This is a genomic window from Proteus sp. LHD240705 (assembly GCF_047921555.1).
Lineage (GTDB): Bacteria > Pseudomonadota > Gammaproteobacteria > Enterobacterales > Enterobacteriaceae > Proteus.
Map to the genome: position 1 here is coordinate 396,999 of NZ_JBLRMI010000001.1, position 21,054 is coordinate 418,052.

Here is a 21,054-nt window from a genome sequence, read left to right on the forward strand (position 1 = left end):
ATTGTATGTTGTAACTAATAAATAGCTAGCTATTTATTAGCTAGGCAATAAAAACCCACAAGAAGCATGAGTTCCCGTGGGTTTAAAAATGTCACTATTAAATTAGTTAAAACTAACTTGTTCCATCGCCTGCAATATACGTTTATCTGATATTGGATACGGTGTACCTATCTGTTGAGCGAACAGGCTTACTCTCAGTTCCTCTATCATCCAACGAATATTTTGCACTTCCTCTTGCTGCTTTTGTTTCTCTGTTAGCTTACCTAACCACTGTTGCCACTGTTGAATAACATTTTCAACTCTGCTCATTTGAGCGCGATCGCGATTAGGATCAATGGCCAGTTTTTCCATTCGTTTTTCAATTGCACTCAAATAACGAGGAATATCCGCAAGACGTTTCCATCCATGAGAGGTAACAAAACCAGGAAAAACTAACTGACTAAGTTGAGCTTTAATATCAGACAATGCAAAAGCAACGCTAATATCCACCCGCCCTTTTAAACGTTTATTGATGGCAAAAACTTGAGTCAAAATAGATTCAACTTGTTTTGCTATTTCGACTACAGCATCGTTTAGTTCAGCTCTGACATATTCTTGCAGTTTTTGATACTCGCCTTCTTGCCAAACTAAACCACCATAAGACGCCATTAGTTTATCAACACCACAAGCAATACAATCATCAATCAACTCTAACACTTTGCCATAAGGGTTAAAGTAAAGACCAAGTTTTGCTTTATTTGGTAATTTCTCATGTAGGTATTTTATCGGTGACGGAATATTTAATAATAATAGTCGTCTTACTCCTTCCCACATTGAAGCTTGCTGTTCAGATTCTGTTTCAAAAAGCTTAATACCCACACTGTTTTTTTCATCAACGAGTGCTGGATAAGCTTTCACTGAATAGCCACCCCGTTTTTGCTCATAACGCTGAGGCAAATCACCAAAACTCCAAATATGTAAATCTTGTTGTTCGATACCATCATCCGCTACTGCTGATAATGTTTCTTGCACTTTTTCCTTTAAGTTCTCTTTTAATTTATTGAGATCTTTACTTTCTGCCAGCGTTTTATTTTTATCGCCAACAACACGGAATGTCATTTTTAAGTGATCAGCAACTTGATCAAGTTGCCAACTCTCTCTATCAACGGTCACTCCTGTCATTCGGCGTAATTCGTTTTCGAGTTTATCGAGTAAGCAGCCCTCAACTTGAGGGACACGTTCTAAAAAAGCAGAAGCATAATTAGGTGCTGGTACAAAATTACGACGGATAGGCTTTGGTAATGACTTAATTAAGGCCACTATCAATTCATGACGAATACCTGGAATTTGCCAATCAAAACCTTCATCTTTTACCTGATTTAAAATCGGTAATGGAATATGAACAGTGACACCATCAGCTGCCGTACCCGGTTCAAATTGATAAGTTAAGCGTAATTTTAAATTATCTTGATGCCAATAATTTGGATAATCTAGTGCGCTAACACGTTTGGCATCATCCTTGATAAGCATACTTTTTTCAAAGTTAAGCAGATCAGGTGATGCTTTTTGTGCTTCTTTCCACCATTTATCAAAATGACGTGATGAAACAACGTCTTGTGGTATTCGCTGATCGTAGAAAGTAAACATTGTTTCATCATCAACAAGAATGTCACGACGACGAGATTTATGCTCTAACTCTTCCACTTCAGTCCGTAATTTTAAATTGTCACGGAAGAATGCATGACGAGTTTGCCAATCACCTTCTACTAACGCATGGCGGATAAATAGCTCACGACATAATAACGGATCAATTTGGCTATAATTAATAGGTCGAGAGGCAACAATAGGTAAACCATATAACGTAACTTTTTCATTAGCCATTACAGCGCCTTGCGCTTTTGACCAATGTGGTTCGCTATAGTGATGTTTCACTAGATGTTCGGCGATAGGTTCAATCCATTCAGGTTCAACGCGCGCTGCGATTCGTCCCCATAAACGAGACGTCTCGACTAACTCTGCCACCATAGTCCATTTTGGTGGTTTTTTAAATAAACCAGAGCCAGGATAAATAGAAAAACGAGCATTTCTCGCACCTGTAAATTCTTGTTTATCGGCATCTTTTTGACCAATATGTGACAACAAGCCACTGAGTAGAGCAACGTGAATACGTCTAAAATCAGCGGGTTCGCTATTAACAGGAAAACCTAATTCTTTAACAACTTGTCGCAATTGCGTATAAACATCTTGCCATTCTCGAACACGCATAAAGTTTAAAAATTCTTGGCGACATAGCTTTCTAAATTGGGAATGGCTCAACTCTTTTTGTTGAGTTTTTAAATAATCCCACATATTTAAAAAAGACAAGAAATCAGAATCTTTATCTTGGAAGCGTCGATGCTTTTCATCAGAAGCTTGTTGTTTATCCATCGGTCTTTCACGAGGATCTTGAATTGAAAGTGCGGATGTAATAACCATCAACTCTTTTACTGCACCATATTTACGTGCTTCAAGTACCATTCTCGCCAAACGAGGATCAATAGGAAGTTGTGCAAGTTGTTTCCCCATTGGGGTTAAACGATAAGCACCATTGTGATCGGTTTCGTCTTGTAACGCGCCTAGTTCTTCTAATAAACGAACACCATCCTGAATATTGCGTTTATCAGGTGGCTGTACAAATGGGAAAGCACTAATATCACCTAACCCTATCGACGTCATTTGCAAAATAACAGATGCAAGGTTAGTTCTTAATATTTCTGGATCAGTAAATTCAGAACGAGAAATAAAATCATCTTCTGAATAAAGACGAATACAAATACCATCGGAAACACGACCACAACGCCCTTTTCTCTGATTTGCTGAAGCTTGAGAAATAGGCTCTATTGGAAGTCGTTGTACTTTAGTGCGATAACTATAACGACTAACACGCGCAAAACCGGTATCAATAACGTACTTAATACCCGGCACAGTTAATGAAGTTTCGGCAACGTTAGTGGCTAAAATAATGCGCCTGCCATTATGAGGATGAAAAATTCGGTTTTGTTCACTGTTAGATAAACGGGCAAATAAAGGCAATACTTCAGTATGGCGAAGTTGTAATTTATTCAGCGCATCAGCAGTGTCACGAATTTCTCGCTCACCGCTCATAAAAATAAGAATATCACCCGCACTTTCTCTGCTTAATTCATCAATAGCATCAACAATGCCATCGGTCATATCCTTATCACTGTCAAGTTCGTCACCACCAATAGGACGATATCTCACTTCAACAGGATAAGTTCGGCCAGATACTTCAATAATCGGTGCTTGATTGAAATGCTTGGAAAAACGTTCAGGGTCGATGGTTGCAGAAGTAATAATAACTTTTAAATCAGGGCGCTTAGGTAATAGCTGCTTTAAATAGCCAAGAATAAAGTCGATATTTAAACTACGTTCATGGGCTTCATCAATAATGATAGTGTCATATTGTAGTAACAGCTTATCTTGCTGTAATTCCGCCAATAAAATACCATCTGTCATTAGCTTAACGAGGGTGTTATCGCCAACATGATCACTAAAGCGAACCTTATAACCTACAGATCCGCCTAACGTACTTTTTAATTCATGAGCGATACGTTCAGCTACTGAACGTGCAGCTAAACGACGAGGCTGAGTGTGACCAATAAAACCCTTGATCCCTCGTCCTAATTCAAGACAAATTTTAGGGATCTGTGTTGTTTTACCAGAGCCAGTTTCCCCTGCAATAATAACGACTTGGTTATCTTTTATTGCATTATAAATAGCATCTTTCTTTTGACTAACAGGCAGGTTTTCTGGGTAAGTAATTTCAGGACAATTAGCACGACGGCGAATTATCATCTGTTGTGCCGTATTAATATCTTCTTTAATTGCACTTAATACCGCTTGTTTAGACTCTTCATTATTAATTTTAGCGACGCCACGTAGACGTTTTCTTAATCGCTGCTGCTCCCGCAACGATAATTGCTCTATTTCTTGATAGAGCGTGGCAGATGATAATGTCACCTTTTATTATCCTTTTTGAGGTTATTCTAATCAAAACTATTGAGTTCATAATATCACAACAGGCTATTTGCACATAAAGGCTTGATTAAATTTCTTAGTATATGATTTCATATAATCAATAATTTTGAATAGCATATTCAAAGGATTGTGATGTGATATTTTAAAGATTGGGTAAACTACTATTAACCAATAAATTTAAATAAATAGAACATTTTATAGACCACGAGAAAATAATGAAAAAGATCCTTGTACTGAAATCCAGCATTTTAGATAGCTATTCACACAGTAATAAAATGACCGATTACTTAATTGAAAATTGGCAAAAAAACCATAAAGACGACCTGATTACTGTACGTGATCTCGCTAAAGATCCTATACCAGCTCTAGATCAAGCCACCTTATTTGCCTTTGGCAAAGATGTTTCCATACTCTCTGATGAACAAAAATCAGCTAGAGCTTTATCAGATGAACTAATTAATGAATTAAAAGCACACGATATGATTGTGATTGCTGCACCAATGTATAACTTCTCAATTTCAGCGCAATTAAAACATTATATCGATTTTATTGCTCGCGCAGGCGAAACATTTACTTATACAGAAGCGGGTGCTGTTGGTTTACTCGAAAACAAACAAGCTGTTGTATTAACCAGTCGTGGTGGTGTTCATAAAGATAAACCTTCTGATTTGATTGTTCCATTCCTTACACAGTTTTTAGCTTTTATCGGTATCAATGACGTACAATTTATTATGGCTGAGGGTACTGCATTTGGTGAAGAATATGCACAGCAATCTCATCTGCAAGCACAAAAAGAAATTGATACTGTAATTAGTACAAAAAATATCACCGCAAAATAATTAATTTTATCTTTTTATAAAAGCACCTAACTAGGTGCTTTTTTTATATCTAAATATTAAAGATATATCAATATCACTTAATTTTTTATAAAAAAGACCTTATTGAGTTATAACTAAAAAACCTTAAAAGAAGATAATTCCGAAATAACCTGATTTATTAAAAATATAATTTAAGAATTAGTTTTAAAAAAAGAATTTATTCTATTATTCACGCTAAAAATAGATATATAGGATTGAATTAAATTTGATTTTAAAAAGATAAATTAATAATATTTTTTTGCTTCTAGAGATAAGAAGATTATTAAATAATTTTATTAATTCAATAAATGGAATTTTAAATGAAAAAGAATTTACTCTCAATGCTCATTTTATCTACAAGTTTTTTATCGACCCAATCAAATGCAGTTGAATATGTAGAAAATGGTATAGGTTCAGTTGAAATTAGTGGCTTAGTAACACAAAATCTTCGCTGTGAGTTACAAAATATAGCACCAATTAAATTACATGACGTTCAAGCAAATAATTTTGCAGATACCCATTTGACAAACGTGGACGCACTACCAATTAACATTAATTTTACAAATTGTTCTGATGGCCTTCAGAATATAAAATTAAGAGTTAAAAATAACGGAGAAAGTATATTAAAAAATACAGCAAAAGATGGTAGTAATGTATCTGTTGCTATTTTAAATGCAGATGGAAATGAAATAGACTTATCAATAGCAGAAAATCCAGCATTTAAAGTAAATATTGATGGTGATGATAATACGGCAAGTTATGAATTTCTAGCCAATTATAAAAAACCAGACAATGCAAGCGCAACACCTGGCCAAGTAACGGCTAGCTTAAGTTTTGATGTTATTTATTCTGATATTGAAGACCTAAATTAAAATTCAAAAAGTAAACAAAGCTGGTTATCCAGCTTTGTTTTAACATTCCTTATTTATAAATAATAATATAATATTACTATATAACAATAGAAAATGATTAAAAAAATAATAACCACCACACTATATCTATTTATAATCATCCCTACTTATGGTTACGCATCAATAGAAATAAATAAGGATAAATTTATTTTTATTGAAAGCAAAGGTCAGGAGATTATTGAAATAAAAAATAACACAACTAATGATTATTTTATACAAAGCTGGATTTCGCATTATGATGAAAATAATGATACTGAATTACCTTTTATTATCACCCCCCCACTTTTTAAAATAGAAAAAAATGAAAACTATTCTTTAAAAATTTTTAAAACAGATGAGATAGAAAAAAAGGATCAAGAAACACTATATAAAATAAACATTAAGAGAATACCATTGCTATCTAATTCAGATGAAAATAGAAATTTATTACATATATCAATGAATTCTGTCTATAATTTAATATATAGACCAATATCAATAGAAAAAGGTGCAAAAGATGCTTATAAAAGAATTGAGTTTTTAAAAAATAAAAATAATGAATTTATTATAAACAATCCCACACCCTACTTTATTACTTTGCTTAATGTTAGTTACAATGGTGTACTACTGATGAATAAAAGCAAAACCATACCTCCATTAAAAAAATACAATACAAAAAATATAATTAAAGAAGATGGATTAATTAAATGGGAAAACAATTAATCAATATGGCGTGGAAATAAATGCAACAGATAAGGCCATAATAAATGAAGATTAAATATAAAAAAATGGAGTTCACTTTCTTTATTTTTATAATTATTTGCACCAAAGATGCTATCGCTCAGAATAATTTCCTCTCTCTTTATTCTAATTCATTTTCTAATATTAATGATGAAACGATTAAACTACTTCTTGAAGATAAAAAACCTGAAGGGTTTTATCATTCGATTATTCATATTAATAATAGAAAGAAAATGGCAAAGCTCCTTTATTTTAAAAATGTAGATAACAAGTTAACTCCTTGTCTTTCTATCAATGATTTAACTTCTCTTGGTATTGATACTTATTTTTATAAAATAACAAAAGAAAATCAGGAAATAACTCCTTTAAGCGATTATTCGATAGATTTTAAATACCAATTTTCCAATCAAAAATTAAATTTAATCATTCCGCAAAAAGCATTAATAAAAAAAACAGACTATGTCATCAATGAACAAGATTGGGATGACGGAATTACCGCATTATTCACTCAATATTCCTATTGGATTAAATATCACCAAAAAAAATCGACTGAGCAAAAACTTAATTTACACTCAGGTATTAACATGGGAGCTTGGCGTGTACGTAGTCAAAGTGGATTTAATTGGAATAAAGATCGTTATCAATCTAAGCTTTCATCAATTTACACCTATCGACAAATTAATTCTTTTTCTTCTCTTTTTTATGGAGGTAAATTTTCACCTACGACACGAATATTATCAAATGATAAAATTATTGGCTTTCAATTAATATCCAATAATTTAATTTCGAACAAAAGTCTTTATGCTAATAGCCCGATTATTGAAGGTATTGCTGATACACAAGCTCAAATTATCATAAAACAGGGTGATAAGATCATCTATGAAACAACGGTTCCTCCTGGCCCCTTTCTTTTAAATTCATTACCTTCAATAGGAAGTGAAAAACTCACTTTGGAGATCAAAGAAGCAGATGGAAGAGTAAAAATTTCGACACACTATTTTGCATCATTACCGAATAAATTAAATAAAGGAAGTTATCAATATAATATCATCTCAGGCACATTACCTGATCATCCAAATAACAAAAAATCTCTTTTTCTTTTAGGCGAATTTTCATATGGTCTAAGCCAAAAAATCACTTCTTACAGTGCAATAAAAAAACATAATAAAAGACAAACCTATTTATCTGGACTATCTCTAGATTTAGGTATTTTAGGTGGTTTAGCGACAAATATAAGTTATGAAAAAAATAACAATAATAAAATTAAATATCAATTTCGTTATCAGAAAAGTATTCCCATGACACAAACTCACTTTACTTCGGGAATGTCTTTCTATCATTATTTAGGTAATTCATTATCAAAAAACAACATTAAAAAAAACCATTCACTATCTTTATCTCAAAATATTAATGAGTTAGGCTACTTCTCTTTGCATTACCACGGTAAAACATACCATGATTCATCGAAAGAATTTGAAATTGGAGCATCCTTTTCATCCTCATTTAATAGGGTAAATTATCATTTAAAGTATGATTTCAAAACAGAGAAATATTTTTCGGATCATTATTTTTCATTTAATTTTCATATTCCTATAGGTAATATTGAACATCATCATTGGATGAACAATCAAACAAGCTATCAAGTCAATAATAAACGTTATACAAATAGTACAAATCTAGGAGGAGCATTGCTTAATAATAATTTAGGATATTCAATAAACTATCAACATACACATCATCCTAAAAGAAAATATAATCAATTTTCTGCTAATACACGCTATCAAAATAATTATCAATCTTATAGTTTCTCTGGAAATAAATCAGAGAATAATTACAATCTTAATTTTTCAATTAATGGTGCATTAGTACTTCATTCCGAAGGTATTACTCTGACACCCCGTTTAGGAAAAACCTTTGCATTAGTGAGTACACAGGGTATTACTGGTATTAAAACATCATTTTCATCTAATTTAGAAACAGATATCTTTGGTAACCTAATTTTAAATAACATCACGCCTTATCGAATAAATAAAATCAAACTAAATGCGACTACACTCCCCCAATCCGTTGAAACCGAATATTACAGCAAGAGTATTATTCCTACATTAGGTGCAATATCTAAAATTACTTTTCCAATGAAAACAGGTTATCGTATTATTTTCAAATCAATAACCCCACTTCCTTTTGCTTCAACAGTTACCGTACTAGATAAAGAGGATAATATTATTTCTCAAGGATTGGTGACAGAAAATAATGTTATTTTTCTTTCTGGTATTCCTGATCATGGATTAATAAAAGTAAAATGGGAAGAAGATAAACAGTGTCAATTTAATTATAATTTGAGTTCCGATGAAAAGAAAAAAAACCTGATAAAAAAAGAAGTTAATTGTCTTTAATTCAAAACAAAAGTACTAAATATGAAAAATAAAAAACATTTCTTCTATTTAATTATAATTTTACTCTATTCATCATTTTCATTTTCATCAATACCAAGACGTGGTGATCACGATATTCCTCTAAGCTGTGATATAGATCATATTTATGAAAATACAAGTGATAGATTTTCTATTAACGGAAATGACTTTTCTTCATATGAGAAAGGAGAATTAGCGAATATTGATCCTCACATTATCCTTATTAATATAAAAGATTGTTCTAAGAGTAATGGGAATATTCGCTTAAAAATTGAAAATACGAGTATTGATAATACAACAGGTTACTTGAAAAATATGATTAGTGCTCCAGATGCAAGTAATAATATTGCTTTTCAATTATTGTACAATGAGGAAGAAAGACCCATCAATCTTAATAAAAAGAGCGAATTTACTGAAGAACTGACTGATGGAGAAGCTGAATTTTATTTTTTAGTTAACTATGTTAAAAAAGATAATATGCCTCCTGCATCCGGTTATATACGCTCAAACATTAATTTTATTGTCATGATCAATGACGATATTGTTAATTTTAGTGGTAATGATTAATTAGTCATAAAAATTAGCTACAAAAAAGCACGATAGAAATTTATAATATATCGTGCTTTAAAAATAAAATGAGGTTAAGTCTGTATTTAAGATTTAACTACTTCTTTACCCATTTTCCATTAATCCCCTTTACAAACTCACCTTCATTAGCTCTTGCGACTAATTTTTCACCTGCTAGTCGAGCAACAGAATCAGGTGTTACTTGGTTAGTTTTAGCAATTTCAGCATATTTTGCTTTTCTTGCTTGATTTATTTCATCAGCAAGTTGTTGAGCCTGCTTGTTATTAGTTTGCACAAGCTCAATATAACCACTAAAGGTTTCCCCTACTAATCCTTGTGATCTTGCTTCATCAAGCGTTAATGCTATGGCATTTGCACTGCCTAAAGCTATCATTAGCGCAAAACTTAAAAAATATTTTTTATAATTCATCATTTATCCTTTAAAAAATGGCGCTGTTATTTTTTAAGAGATCTTCAACTTGTCGGTCTATTTTTACATTAATTTCATGTTCAATTTTTACATTCATATTAATGTTAATGGGCTTATCCGGTGTGGCGACTTCTAACCGAATACATCCTGTTAATGCTGATATTCCCATCATCAAAGCTGTTAGTAAGAATAGTTTTCTTAAGAATAATGGTTTCACTCTGACTCACTCCCTAAATCTGATAAGCTCTTTTCTAACCACTCTTCCAATTGTGAACCAAATCGTAAACTTCGCCATAATTGGAAGACATTTTCTTCATGTCGATAATTTAAATTAACTTGTCGACGTTTATCTTCTAGAGGATTCGTTCCATTGATTTCTGCTTCTAATACCAACTCACCCAAATTACTTAAATTAACGCGAGTCCAAGAACGGCTGATCTCTAAATAGCGCAACCATGCCATAGCAACGCCCGCAGACATATTATTTTCATCAATAGAATCCACAAAATCCTTATCAAGTCTTAACGTTAAATAAGATGAATTAGCCAGCCAACCATCTTTAATAATCCATTGGTTATTATTAATAAAAAACGGAAATTCACCACTAACTTTACCTGATGCCGCAAACTGCGTCACTTTTAACAAAGTAAAAAGATGACTTAATTGAATGTTATCAAGAGAAATAATCGCTGCATCATGTTGTGGAATTGTGAGTTTTGCCAATGAAATGGTTCCATCAAGCATAGCAACATTCACATTAGATAGAACTAACGGTTTATTTTCTGTTGCAGGGTAAAAACCTTGAAGATCAGCCGTAATATCCGTCATGTCAAAAAGATTATTAACACGCTTTATCCGTAACTGGACAGGCTGTTTAACACCTAATTGCCATTCGTCGCCATTTAAACGCCAAGGCAAAATAAAATCTAAACCTTCTAAAACACCATCTTTAAGCCACATTCCACCTTGTTTAACAACAAGATGCCCTCCTGCTATTAATCCTTGTTCTGGTGCAATAGAAAAATCTGCTTGTGTGTAGAGTTCACCTTTATCAAGAGTGATCCCTAAATCTTCAGGCAAGAGCGATTGAAAAACATTAATAGGTTGTGAAGGCCAACGCATTTGACCTCTTAATCTTGCGCCATCCCAACGCGTATTTATTGCAATAGGTCCTATATTGGGTTTAGCACTTAATTCGCCTTTTACATTAAAATTAAAAGGGGAATCACCATTAACTGTGGCAATAAAATCGGCCTTATCTAAAAAACCACCAGCAGGAAAATCAATACGTTGACTCGTTAATTTTAGTTTTCCATTAAATACAGGCTTTTTATCATCTCTTACCCAACGAAACGGACTTTCTAAAGATAATCGAGGAGCAGTCATCGTAGTATTTTGATATTTTAAAACATCAAAACCTGTATTGAGTTTCTCAAAACTAACCACTTTATCAGCCCAGTACCCTGTTCCTGCGATATCCCAACGTGCTTTTAAAGGTAATAAATCCCCTTCTCCCCAATAGCGCCATTGCCAAGTCCCATTGTCAGGTAAAAAATCAATCGCCTTACCTTGAAAATGAATACGGTAATCCCCCCAAATGCTATCTTGGGCAACGACTATCGCATTTAAACGACCATTAAAACCATTTGATGAAAGTGTGGTTCCAGCTAAAGGTAAACGAGCATCTGTGATGGTAAGCGTTTCAGTGAGTGGTCCTTTAAAACGAAACAAAGAGCCAGATTGAAATTCAACAGTAGGATCGGTCAACATGCCAGTGACTTTAACAGGTAATTGCGCACTGGCTTGCATTAATTCTTTATTAACAATACCAGTGATTTGAATAGGGATTTGTGCATCTAACCAATTTACTGCGGTTTCAGGGATCGATATTACTAAATTCCCTTTTCCCGCTTTGCCTTCTGTCATCACGTTTAATCGTGCAGTTAGTCTTAAATCCGCCAATCCTTTTTGCCATTGAGCGATATTAATATTTACACCGCCTCGCAAAGGTTGATCCAATCCAAACCATTCCCAACGACCTTGTTCAATCACTATATTTTCGGGTGTCACTTTCCAAGGTAATAAAGCCAATGCATGGCCACCACCTTGTTCAGCAAGCGAAATCGTGCCAGATTTTCCTACCCATTCAAGAATAACAACCAATGGGTAAGCGTAGTGAGACGTCAATAGTGTCGCATCAATGGTTCCTTTTTCTGGTAATGAAGCAACATCAAGAGGAAGCGCTATTTCAGCAGCAAGTTCAATGTTATTGTCATCAGGCAAATTCACTTTGAACCGTTTAATATCAAGCCATTGGTTATCTCTAATAAAAATACCAAGTTGTACATTTTCTCCTTGGTAAGTCATTAATCTTCCATTATTTTGTGTTCTTAATTGCAAAGAACCTTGATAACGCGCATTTTCTTTTAAGAGTACATTTTCGATGTTGACAAATAAATGAGGTATTGAAGTCAGTAGTGAATTTATCTCAAGAGGAACGGTTGCAGTTTCTTCTTGCTTACTTACAGGCATCATTGAAAAACATTGTTCATCAATGGCAAGTTGCTGGCTATTAAATTGCAATTTATCAATCTGTTCTTTTTGATAAGAGAAAACAAAGTTATCAAGATTAGCTAAAGTGCAATTCTCTGTCTTTAATACGATGTTTTCAATTGAAACACCCATACGCTGTAATTTGGGCTGTGATAAAGAAAGAGTTACACCTTCAGGTAAGTAATAATGAGCAACAACAGGTAACCAACGAGGAATAGACACCCATAAAGCAGTGCCTATTAGGCCGGCGCCTAGTAGTATCGTCCCTGTCCATTTGATTGTTTTTCTTAACAACACATTATATTCCTTTTAAACAAACCTGAATCATCCACTTACCTCGTTAAATTGTTTATAATGATAGTATTAATTTCTTTCATATTGGGGCTGGATAATTCTTGTTTTTCTAGCCTCTGAATAAAAATTTAATCGAGAGTAGAGAAGACTGGATGAAAATCGTTTCCTATAGTACTAAACATTATGATCGTAAGCACATGGAATGGGTCAATCAACATAATGGATATCATTATGATATTGAATATTTCGATTTTAATTTAACAGAACAAACTGCAAAAAATGCCGTTGGCGCTGATGCTGTCTGTATTTTCGTCAATGACGATGCAAATCGTGCGGTTTTACAAGAACTTGCTAGCCTTAATATACGTATTCTCGCATTACGCTGCGCGGGCTTTAATAATGTTGACTTAGAAGCGGCCGCTGAATTAGGCATTACTGTTGTTCGTGTTCCTGCTTACTCACCAGAGGCTATTGCAGAACATGCTGTTGGTATGATGCTGTCACTTAATCGTCGTATACACAGAGCTTATCAACGTACTCGTGATGCTAACTTCTCATTAGAAGGCTTAACTGGCTTTAATATGCATAATCGTACTGCCGGTATTATTGGTACAGGTAAAATAGGATTAGCAACATTACGCATATTAAAGGGTTTTGGCATGAAGTTACTTGCCTATGATCCTTACCCAAACCAAGCTGTACTTGATTTAGGTGCCGAATATGTTGATTTGGCGACGATTTACGCAAACTCCCATGTAATTTCATTACATTGCCCATTAACCGCAGATAATCATCATCTATTAAATGAAACTGCTTTTTCACAGATGAAAGATGGTGTGATGATTATTAACACCAGTCGTGGTGCATTGATTGACTCTGCGGCTGCGATTAATGCATTGAAACAAGGCAAAATTGGTGCACTGGGAATGGACGTTTATGAAAATGAACGCGATCTTTTCTTTGAAGATAAATCAAATGACGTTATTCAGGATGATATTTTCCGTCGTCTTTCTTCTTGCCATAACGTGTTATTTACTGGGCATCAAGCATTTTTAACAGAAGAAGCCTTAATCAGTATTAGTGAAACAACTCTGCACAATATTAAAGAGATTGCTTCAGGTAATGAGTGCGTTAATCAGATCAAAGCTTAATTCTAGGCATTAAGAATAAATGTAATAAAAAGCCCCCTTCGCCATAGATTAGCCAAGGGGGCTTATTTTATTTATCATCGATACGACACTTATTTTCCTTGAGTGTCGATAACTTCTGTTGATTGTGTTGAATCAAAACGTGAAAGAATTTCGTTCTCTTCATCTACTGTAAATTGTGAAACCAATTTAGCTAATTGATGAGCTTCATCATCCATATTTGCTGTGATAGCTGCTGATTCTTCAACCAATGCTGCATTTTGCTGAGTAACGGTATCCATTTCACTGACGGCCAACGCGATTTGGTTAATACCCATGCTTTGTTCATTAGAAGCAAGGGCAATCTGTTGCATAAAGTCATTTACCTGATTAATGGTTGTAACGATCTCTGACATTGAACGTCCAGCTTGAGCAACCTGTTGCGAACCAACATGCACTTTATTAACAGAGTGCGTAATCAACTCATTGATCTCTTTTGCAGCTTCGGCACTGCGGCTAGCTAAACTGCGCACTTCAGACGCAACAACGGTAAATCCTCTACCTTGCTCACCTGCTCTTGCTGCTTCAACTGCCGCATTCAGTGACAAAATATTCGTTTGATTGGCTATGCTGTTAATAATGTCATTGATATCTGCAATTTTTTTCGCACTTTCAGAGATTGAAGACATGGTCTCTACCACGCTATCCATCACATTTTCGCCATTTTGAGCAGATGCCGTTGCTGTTAGTGCTAATTTGCTAGCTTCACGCGAGTTATCCGCATTTTTCTCAACTGTTGTTTTAATTTGCTCCATGCTCGCAACAGTTTCTTGTAATGCACTAGCCTGCTCCTCAGTACGGGAAGATAAATCAGTATTTCCTGTCGCAATTTCACTTGCACTTACACTGATGGTATTCACTGCATTTTTGACAGATGCGATCATATGGCTTAATGAATTTTTCATCTTATTCATTTCATTGAATAACTGACCAAATTCATTAGTACCATGATTCTCTACACGCATACTTAAATCGCCTTGGCTCATCTTACTAAATATGTTGATTAAGATTTTAATATTGCCAATAAACGTATGAGAGAACCAACGTAATATAAAGATAAATAAGAGAATAACGACAGTGCCAATAGAAATCGACACCAACATCAAGCGTTCTTGGGATGTTTTTGCAATATCGATATAGCTATTCTCAATGCCATTAGCAACAGCATAATATTGCATAGTAATATCATTTAGCTCATCCATTTTAACACTGGCAGAGTGTGTTGTTAGCTCACCTTTACGCAGTTTATCTAGTGCGCCAGTGAAGATATCCAGCAGTTCATCAAAACGCTTTGTCATATCATCGGCTAATTCTCGCCCTTCTTGGGTGAGTTTTTCCGTATCTGACCAACGATGGATCTCTTCACGCGTTATTTCAATATATTCCGCAGTTTGGTGAAAGTATTTTGCTGAGGGTTTTTCATTAACGCGTAATTGTCCATCTAACCCATTAATATTTGCCCTGATCACCGCCATTTGATATCGCGCTTTGCCCATAAGTAACATTTGCTGACTGAGGCTATTTGATGAAACGAAATTATTGTAGGAGCGAGTGGAAGCATCATAACTAAAATAAATAATGCTCATAATCAACGCAAACAAAATGGCCAGCATGACCTTAACGGTCTTTTCTATACTGATATTTTTAAACATGGTCATATTCCATCAAAATATACAGAGTTTGTTATCTGTACATTTGTAAGATATCAGAATGCACTCTTTTTCTGGTAAAGAGCATATTCCCTAGTGTCAATAAAATAAGGCTAAGATTTATTCATTAGAATATAAAGGCACGTAGGATCTACCTTTGTTTATAATGTCGGTAATAATGAGAGAAAACTTTAGAGTACAGTGAAAACCATTTTTCATTTATGAAATAAACGATTGTTTTAGCCACCAAGATACAAATTAACTATATAATATCCCGCAATGAAGGTGATTTTACTCAGAAAAAGATAATTTATTAATTATATTTTAGTTTTTTTGATTTTATTTATGTATTTTCATATTAAGTTTTAATAGGTATATTTACCTATTAACATTAATTAATTTAATTCTGAGATTAATTTACAGTGAGTTTTAAAAGTGTTTTATTTCCAATAAAAATAAAGCAGTTTCTAAAAACCGCTTTTATTGTTTATTTATTATGAGTAATTTAGCTTTATTAAGAAATTTAAATAATTTTTTCTATTAATAGTTTTTCAGTTAGTTCAATAAGTCTTATCACATTTAATGGGGTTTCTATTTTTCTAACTTCTTCCAAAGAAAGCCATTGGAAAGAATTATTTGTTAATCGGCTATTTTTTAGCGGCTTGCAAAGGTAAATCATATCAATGTGATAATGAAATCCTTGTTTTTTATCGTGGATGGGTTCTTTTAAAATGGCGAGAGGTTTTACAAGCTCAATAACATCATTGTTATTGAGGTTAAGGCTAAATTCAGGTTGATAGCAAAGACACTCACACAGTAAGCCTGTTTCTTCTTCTATTTCTCTTAATACTGCATCTTGTGGCTCTTCATTTTCTTCTATATGACCACCAGGTGGTAACCAACAACCTATTTTAGAGTGTAAATGGAGAAGGAATTTGCCCTGTTCATTGAATACAATGCCCGTTGCGGTGAAATGACTCTTAGGCACTTCTATTGTCATAATATTCTGATCCTTTACTCTATTTATTTTTACCCAATGTACATCACACCTATCATTATTTTTGTGCTATTTATGGTCTTTCACATTTATTGAAGATTGTTTCATTCCCATTAAAAAATCAGAAAATATCATTTTAAAATCCTTACAAGCATTTTCAGGTAATGTAGTTTCATTTTTTAAATTAATCGCGATATGCGTAACAAATCCATAAATTAAATTAACGACAATATCAGGAGAATAGGTACAAATTTCTTGTTTATCATAAAGCGTATCTACACATTTTTTTATTCGAGGAATAAGAATTTGTGAATCAATTTCATCCCATTCCTTCCAACCTAAAACGGAAATTATTTCTTGTAGGGGAATAAGCTTATCTTTATGTTGATAAATATGATCAACACAGAAACTAAAAATAGCCTCTAACTCTTGCCATTGATCATCATAGGTAGGAATTTGAACCAGTTTTTCAACAACTTTATCAACCTGAAAAAGATAGCACTCTTTTAATAGGGCTTTCTTATTACTAAAGTGGTGATAAAACGCCCCTTTCGTTACTCTTGCGTGACGTGATATTTCATCAACAGAAACATCACAATAGTTCTGATTTATAAATAGTTCTTGTGCAGCTTCACGTAACGCAGAGCGCGTTTGCTCTGAATTCTCTTGTTGCCGTGATTTTATTTTCATGATAAAACCCTTAAAACATACCATAAGTATGTAATAATATATGGGTATCAGTTTCGTGTAAACTGAACAAAATATTTTCAGGAAATCATCATGTCATCTCAGTACAATGGGCTTATCCCCTCCAATACCTTATCCTCATTTAATATAGAAATTATCAAAGAACTCCTTCTCTGGATTGAGGTGAATCTGGAAAAACCGTTGTTACTTGATGATGTGGCAATTAAATCAGGTTACACAAAGTGGCACTTACAACGCGTATTTAAACAAGCAACGGGTTTAACGCTTGCTTCGTATATTCGAGGAAGACGTTTAACAAAAGCTGCAACAGAGTTACGGTTAACAAAGTTACCTATTCTCACTGTTGCATTGCGTTATCAATTTGATTCTCAACAGTCATTTACTCGTCGCTTTAAAGCAACATTTGGTGTTACACCAACGGAATATCGTAAACTTGATAATCTTTGTGGTAATAATTTCCAGCCCCCCATTAATTTTGATGTTATTGATTTGCCTATTCCTAAGATTATGGAATTACCAGACAGTTATGTTTACGGCATGCAATATCAATATTTTTGCTCTATAGAAGATATTGGCAAATTACATGAAGATATTCGTCATCAATTTTGGAATGATTTTTTACTGTATACTGATAAAAATTTTACGGAAAGTACGGTGCTTATCTCATATCAACCCAATACTTTACGTAAAAATAAAATCCAAATTGATTATGAAATTGGCTTGAATAACTTAGATCATTTTACAAAAACCAGTGGTTTTAGAAAAAGAGTGATAGAAGGAGGACGTTATGTCCGATTTCAATTTAAGGGAACATTAGAAGAATATAAGCAGTTTGCGATGAAAATTTATTTTTATACGCTACCTGCATTAGGTTTATGTCGTCGCTTAGGCGCTGATATTGAAAGGTATGTCAGTATAGAAACTGATGTTGATTTAATGGAATTACCAAAAACCTTAGAGATTGATTATTTCGTTCCCATCCATTGATGATCCTCAAATAGCTTGAATTTTCAGGCTATTTTATTAAGAGCAGATTAATTTCATAGTGGCTATCTGTGCGATAAATTTTTCATCACTTGTTTCTGTACAATAATTCACTAAATTAGCTGTTTACTTATTATTAAAATAAAATTTCGTATTACCTCCCTACAAAAACAAATAAGGTGATCATGCGCATTTCACTTCTATTTTTACTCTCTACTTTTTTGCTTCCTTCTTTTGAAAGTTATGCAAAAATATCGACACATCTACTCCCACGGAAAGATGGTAGTGAAATTAGCTATTACTTGGATAAACGAGCTGAAAAAAACCAAACTCTATTAGTATTAATGCAAGGCTCTGACTGTAACAGCATTAAAAATAACATGTTTATCCAAGAAACTTTTGGTCAGTGGTTACCAAATAGTGATGTTCTCATGGTGGAAAAATACGGTATTACCGCCCTATTACCGTATTCACAATATGATGGTGAACGTGTTGATTGTCCTAAAATCTATAAGCGTCATGATAATCCCAAGCAACGAATCGAAGATTATGAAGCTGTGTTAGATAAATTATCCTCACAGTATCCGAATATTATTTTAATTGGTGGAAGTGAAGGCGCCACGATGGTGCATTTAGTGGTAACTAAGCGCAATGATATTAAAGCAGCTATTGCGTTAAATGGCGGGGGTCGTTTTTTTCTTGATGATGTTCTTTATAATATCCGCCATACCACACCGAAAGAACACGTTGAAGATGCTCTAAATGGCTTTCAGCAATTTGCTGACGCAATAAAAAATAATCAAATAGATGATGAACAATTTATAAGCGAACACAGTAAAATATGGTGGCAACAATTTTTTACTATCGATTTACTCAAAGTCATTAAAAGTAATCAACACACCCCTGTATTAATTATTCAGACACTTAATGACACTAATGTAAATGTCGATGCATTTCATCAATTAAGCCAAGATATCAATCAGCCTAATGTGAAATTTATTAAATACAATAAACTAGATCATGGGTTTTATAATGAACAAGGCGAGCGTTTAACGAATGAAATAATCAGCGATATACAGCAGTGGTACTCTCAATATACAAAATAATTTTATCTTTTTTATAGGCTCGCATTCTTATTATCCTATACTTCAATAGTAACAAATTTGCTTACTAACTGATTTAAAGCAGGATCTTTATATCGTTAATTCTGTATAATAATTATTATTCTCTCTTTTAAGTTTGGGATAAGAATGGAAAGCACGACTGCACTTTTACGTCTTGATAAAATAAGTTATCGAGTCGATAACAAAACTATCCTCGATGATATCAATTTTGAACTTCAACCTTCTGAATTTAAACTTATCACAGGCCCTTCAGGTTGTGGTAAAAGTACCTTACTCAAGATTGTCGCTTCTCTATTATCACCTACCAAGGGTTCAATTTTCTTTGAAAATAAAGACTATTTAACGTTGTCACCCGAAGAATATCGTCAACAAGTTTCTTATTGCACTCAAACACCTATGTTATTTGGTGAAACTGTTTACGATAACCTTAAATTTCCTTATTTCTTACGAAAACTCTCAGTGGATGATAAGAAACTAGCACATGATTTGGATTATTTTTGTTTACCTGAATCCATTATGAAAAAAGGAATTAATGAACTTTCTGGCGGTGAAAAGCAGCGTATTTCACTGATAAGAAATCTGCAATTTATGCCAAAAATCTTATTACTTGATGAGATAACAAGTGCATTAGATGAAGATAATAAAACAAAAGTGAATGATGTTATTCACCAGTACGTTAAAGATCAAAATCTTGCTGTGTTGTGGGTTACTCACGATCAAAATGAAATAAAACACGCTGATGATGTGATTTTATTACCTTCTCACAATGATGCCTGATTTTTTATTTCTTTCTCAGTCATCCTTTTGTTATGAGCGAACATAATATTATGAACGAACATACGATAAGCAATGAATCTCTAATTTTCTCGCTTTTATTAGTTCTCGTGGCTATTTTTATTAGTCGCAAAGAAAAACTAGCTTTAGAAAAAGATATTATTTGGAGTACAGCAAGAGCCATTATTCAACTATTAATTGTTGGCTATGTCTTGACCTATATTTTCCATGTTGACCATTTTATTCTCACCTTCTTAATGGTGTTATTTATCTGCTATAACGCAGCTCATAATGCCAAAAAGCGAAGTAAATACGTTAAAGATATTTTTCTGATCTCATTTACTGCTATTACAACTGGGGCACTATTAACTTTAACTATTTTATTGCTCACCAGTTCTATTGCTTTTACACCAATTCAAATTATTCCTATTACGGGGATGATTGCGGGTAATGCGATGATAGCAACAGGGCTTTGTTATAATAATTTGGGTCAACGTTTTCAAAATCAACAACAGCAATTGCAAGAGATGTTAAGCCTTGGTGCGACACCTAAATTAGCCTCAATGAGTATTATTCGAGATAGCATTAAATCTTCATTGATCCCGACCGTTGATGCAGCAAAAACTGTGGGTATTGTGAGTTTACCGGGTATGATGTCAGGGCTTATTTTTGCCGGTGTTGATCCATTACAAGCTGTTAAATATCAAATTATGGTGACTTTTATGTTGATGGCAACAGCCAGTATTTCAACCATTATTGCTTGCTATTTAACCTATAAGAAGTTTTTTAATCAGCGACACCAGCTTATTAATCTTGAAAACCGCTAAATTATAGCCATTTAACTATATTGATAAAGGTCACTCAATTG

17 protein-coding genes are annotated in these 21,054 nt (G+C 33.6%); 10 read left to right on the top strand and 7 right to left on the bottom strand.

The window, feature by feature from the left end; genetic code table 11:
• Window positions 1-102 precede the first annotated feature (102 nt).
• On the bottom strand, window positions 103-3,999 hold the full coding sequence (gene hrpA, locus ACNART_RS01870; protein ID WP_416303420.1) for an ATP-dependent RNA helicase HrpA: 3,897 nt from the start codon (window positions 3,997-3,999) through the stop codon (window positions 103-105).
• A gap of 233 nt (window positions 4,000-4,232) precedes the next feature.
• On the opposite strand from hrpA, the gene ACNART_RS01875 reads away from it, so the two are divergent.
• From ACNART_RS01875 to ACNART_RS01895, 5 genes are all read left to right on the top strand, one after another.
• A complete protein-coding gene (locus tag ACNART_RS01875; RefSeq protein ID WP_198620014.1) occupies window positions 4,233-4,856 on the top strand; it encodes an FMN-dependent NADH-azoreductase in 624 nt (207 codons plus the stop codon).
• 338 nt (window positions 4,857-5,194) lie between these two features.
• The gene (locus ACNART_RS01880) at window positions 5,195-5,746 is read left to right on the top strand and encodes a fimbrial protein (RefSeq protein ID WP_416303421.1); all 552 of its coding nucleotides are present in this window, start codon (window positions 5,195-5,197) and stop codon (window positions 5,744-5,746) included.
• Window positions 5,747-5,839: 93 nt separating this feature from the next.
• Window positions 5,840-6,487, top strand: a complete 648-nt coding sequence (locus ACNART_RS01885; RefSeq protein WP_416303422.1) for a molecular chaperone — start codon at window positions 5,840-5,842, stop codon at window positions 6,485-6,487.
• 44 nt (window positions 6,488-6,531) lie between these two features.
• A complete protein-coding gene (locus ACNART_RS01890; RefSeq protein ID WP_416303423.1) occupies window positions 6,532-8,901 on the top strand; it encodes a fimbria/pilus outer membrane usher protein in 2,370 nt (789 codons plus the stop codon).
• A gap of 21 nt (window positions 8,902-8,922) precedes the next feature.
• Window positions 8,923-9,486 (top strand): fimbrial protein, encoded by a 564-nt coding sequence (locus ACNART_RS01895; protein WP_198625665.1) that lies wholly within the window; start codon window positions 8,923-8,925, stop codon window positions 9,484-9,486.
• Window positions 9,487-9,583: 97 nt separating this feature from the next.
• Here the strand turns inward: ACNART_RS01895 and ACNART_RS01900 are convergent, their stop codons facing one another.
• From ACNART_RS01900 to ACNART_RS01910, 3 genes are read right to left on the bottom strand one after another with little or no spacing between them, the layout of a single operon-like run.
• A complete protein-coding gene (locus tag ACNART_RS01900; protein WP_198620009.1) occupies window positions 9,584-9,916 on the bottom strand; it encodes a YdbL family protein in 333 nt (110 codons plus the stop codon).
• 10 nt (window positions 9,917-9,926) lie between these two features.
• Window positions 9,927-10,133, bottom strand: a complete 207-nt coding sequence (locus ACNART_RS01905; RefSeq protein ID WP_100159376.1) for a YnbE family lipoprotein — start codon at window positions 10,131-10,133, stop codon at window positions 9,927-9,929.
• Window positions 10,130-12,766 carry a YdbH family protein gene (locus ACNART_RS01910; RefSeq protein WP_416303424.1) on the bottom strand — a complete coding sequence of 879 codons (2,637 nt, stop codon included), beginning with the start codon at window positions 12,764-12,766 and terminating at the stop codon, window positions 10,130-10,132. Before ACNART_RS01910 ends, ACNART_RS01905 begins: the two co-directional genes overlap by 4 nt.
• 149 nt (window positions 12,767-12,915) lie before the next feature.
• Between ACNART_RS01910 and ACNART_RS01915 the strand changes: the two genes are divergently transcribed.
• Window positions 12,916-13,914, top strand: coding sequence for a 2-hydroxyacid dehydrogenase (locus ACNART_RS01915; RefSeq protein ID WP_109372260.1), 999 nt, complete (start codon window positions 12,916-12,918; stop codon window positions 13,912-13,914).
• Window positions 13,915-14,003: 89 nt separating this feature from the next.
• On the opposite strand, the gene ACNART_RS01920 is transcribed toward ACNART_RS01915, so the two are convergent.
• From ACNART_RS01920 to ACNART_RS01930, 3 genes are all read right to left on the bottom strand, one after another.
• The gene (locus ACNART_RS01920) at window positions 14,004-15,602 is read right to left on the bottom strand and encodes a methyl-accepting chemotaxis protein (protein ID WP_198620007.1); all 1,599 of its coding nucleotides are present in this window, start codon (window positions 15,600-15,602) and stop codon (window positions 14,004-14,006) included.
• Window positions 15,603-16,122: 520 nt separating this feature from the next.
• Window positions 16,123-16,599 (bottom strand): NUDIX hydrolase, encoded by a 477-nt coding sequence (locus ACNART_RS01925; protein ID WP_198620006.1) that lies wholly within the window; start codon window positions 16,597-16,599, stop codon window positions 16,123-16,125.
• Between the two features lie 66 nt (window positions 16,600-16,665).
• Window positions 16,666-17,286, bottom strand: a complete 621-nt coding sequence (locus ACNART_RS01930) for a TetR family transcriptional regulator (RefSeq protein WP_416303425.1) — start codon at window positions 17,284-17,286, stop codon at window positions 16,666-16,668.
• Between the two features lie 90 nt (window positions 17,287-17,376).
• Here ACNART_RS01930 and ACNART_RS01935 point away from each other — a divergent pair, with 90 nt between their 5' ends.
• The 4 genes from ACNART_RS01935 (at window position 17,377) to fetB (ending at window position 21,013) form a co-directional block, all read left to right on the top strand.
• Window positions 17,377-18,291, top strand: coding sequence for a helix-turn-helix domain-containing protein (locus tag ACNART_RS01935; protein WP_109372256.1), 915 nt, complete (start codon window positions 17,377-17,379; stop codon window positions 18,289-18,291).
• A 182-nt stretch (window positions 18,292-18,473) separates the two neighbouring features.
• Window positions 18,474-19,394 carry an alpha/beta hydrolase family protein gene (locus ACNART_RS01940; RefSeq protein ID WP_198625667.1) on the top strand — a complete coding sequence of 307 codons (921 nt, stop codon included), beginning with the start codon at window positions 18,474-18,476 and terminating at the stop codon, window positions 19,392-19,394.
• 144 nt (window positions 19,395-19,538) lie between these two features.
• Window positions 19,539-20,189 (top strand): iron efflux ABC transporter ATP-binding subunit FetA, encoded by a 651-nt coding sequence (gene fetA / locus ACNART_RS01945; protein ID WP_198625668.1) that lies wholly within the window; start codon window positions 19,539-19,541, stop codon window positions 20,187-20,189.
• Between the two features lie 50 nt (window positions 20,190-20,239).
• Window positions 20,240-21,013 (top strand): iron efflux ABC transporter permease subunit FetB, encoded by a 774-nt coding sequence (gene fetB / locus ACNART_RS01950; protein WP_109372253.1) that lies wholly within the window; start codon window positions 20,240-20,242, stop codon window positions 21,011-21,013.
• Window positions 21,014-21,054 lie beyond the last annotated feature (41 nt).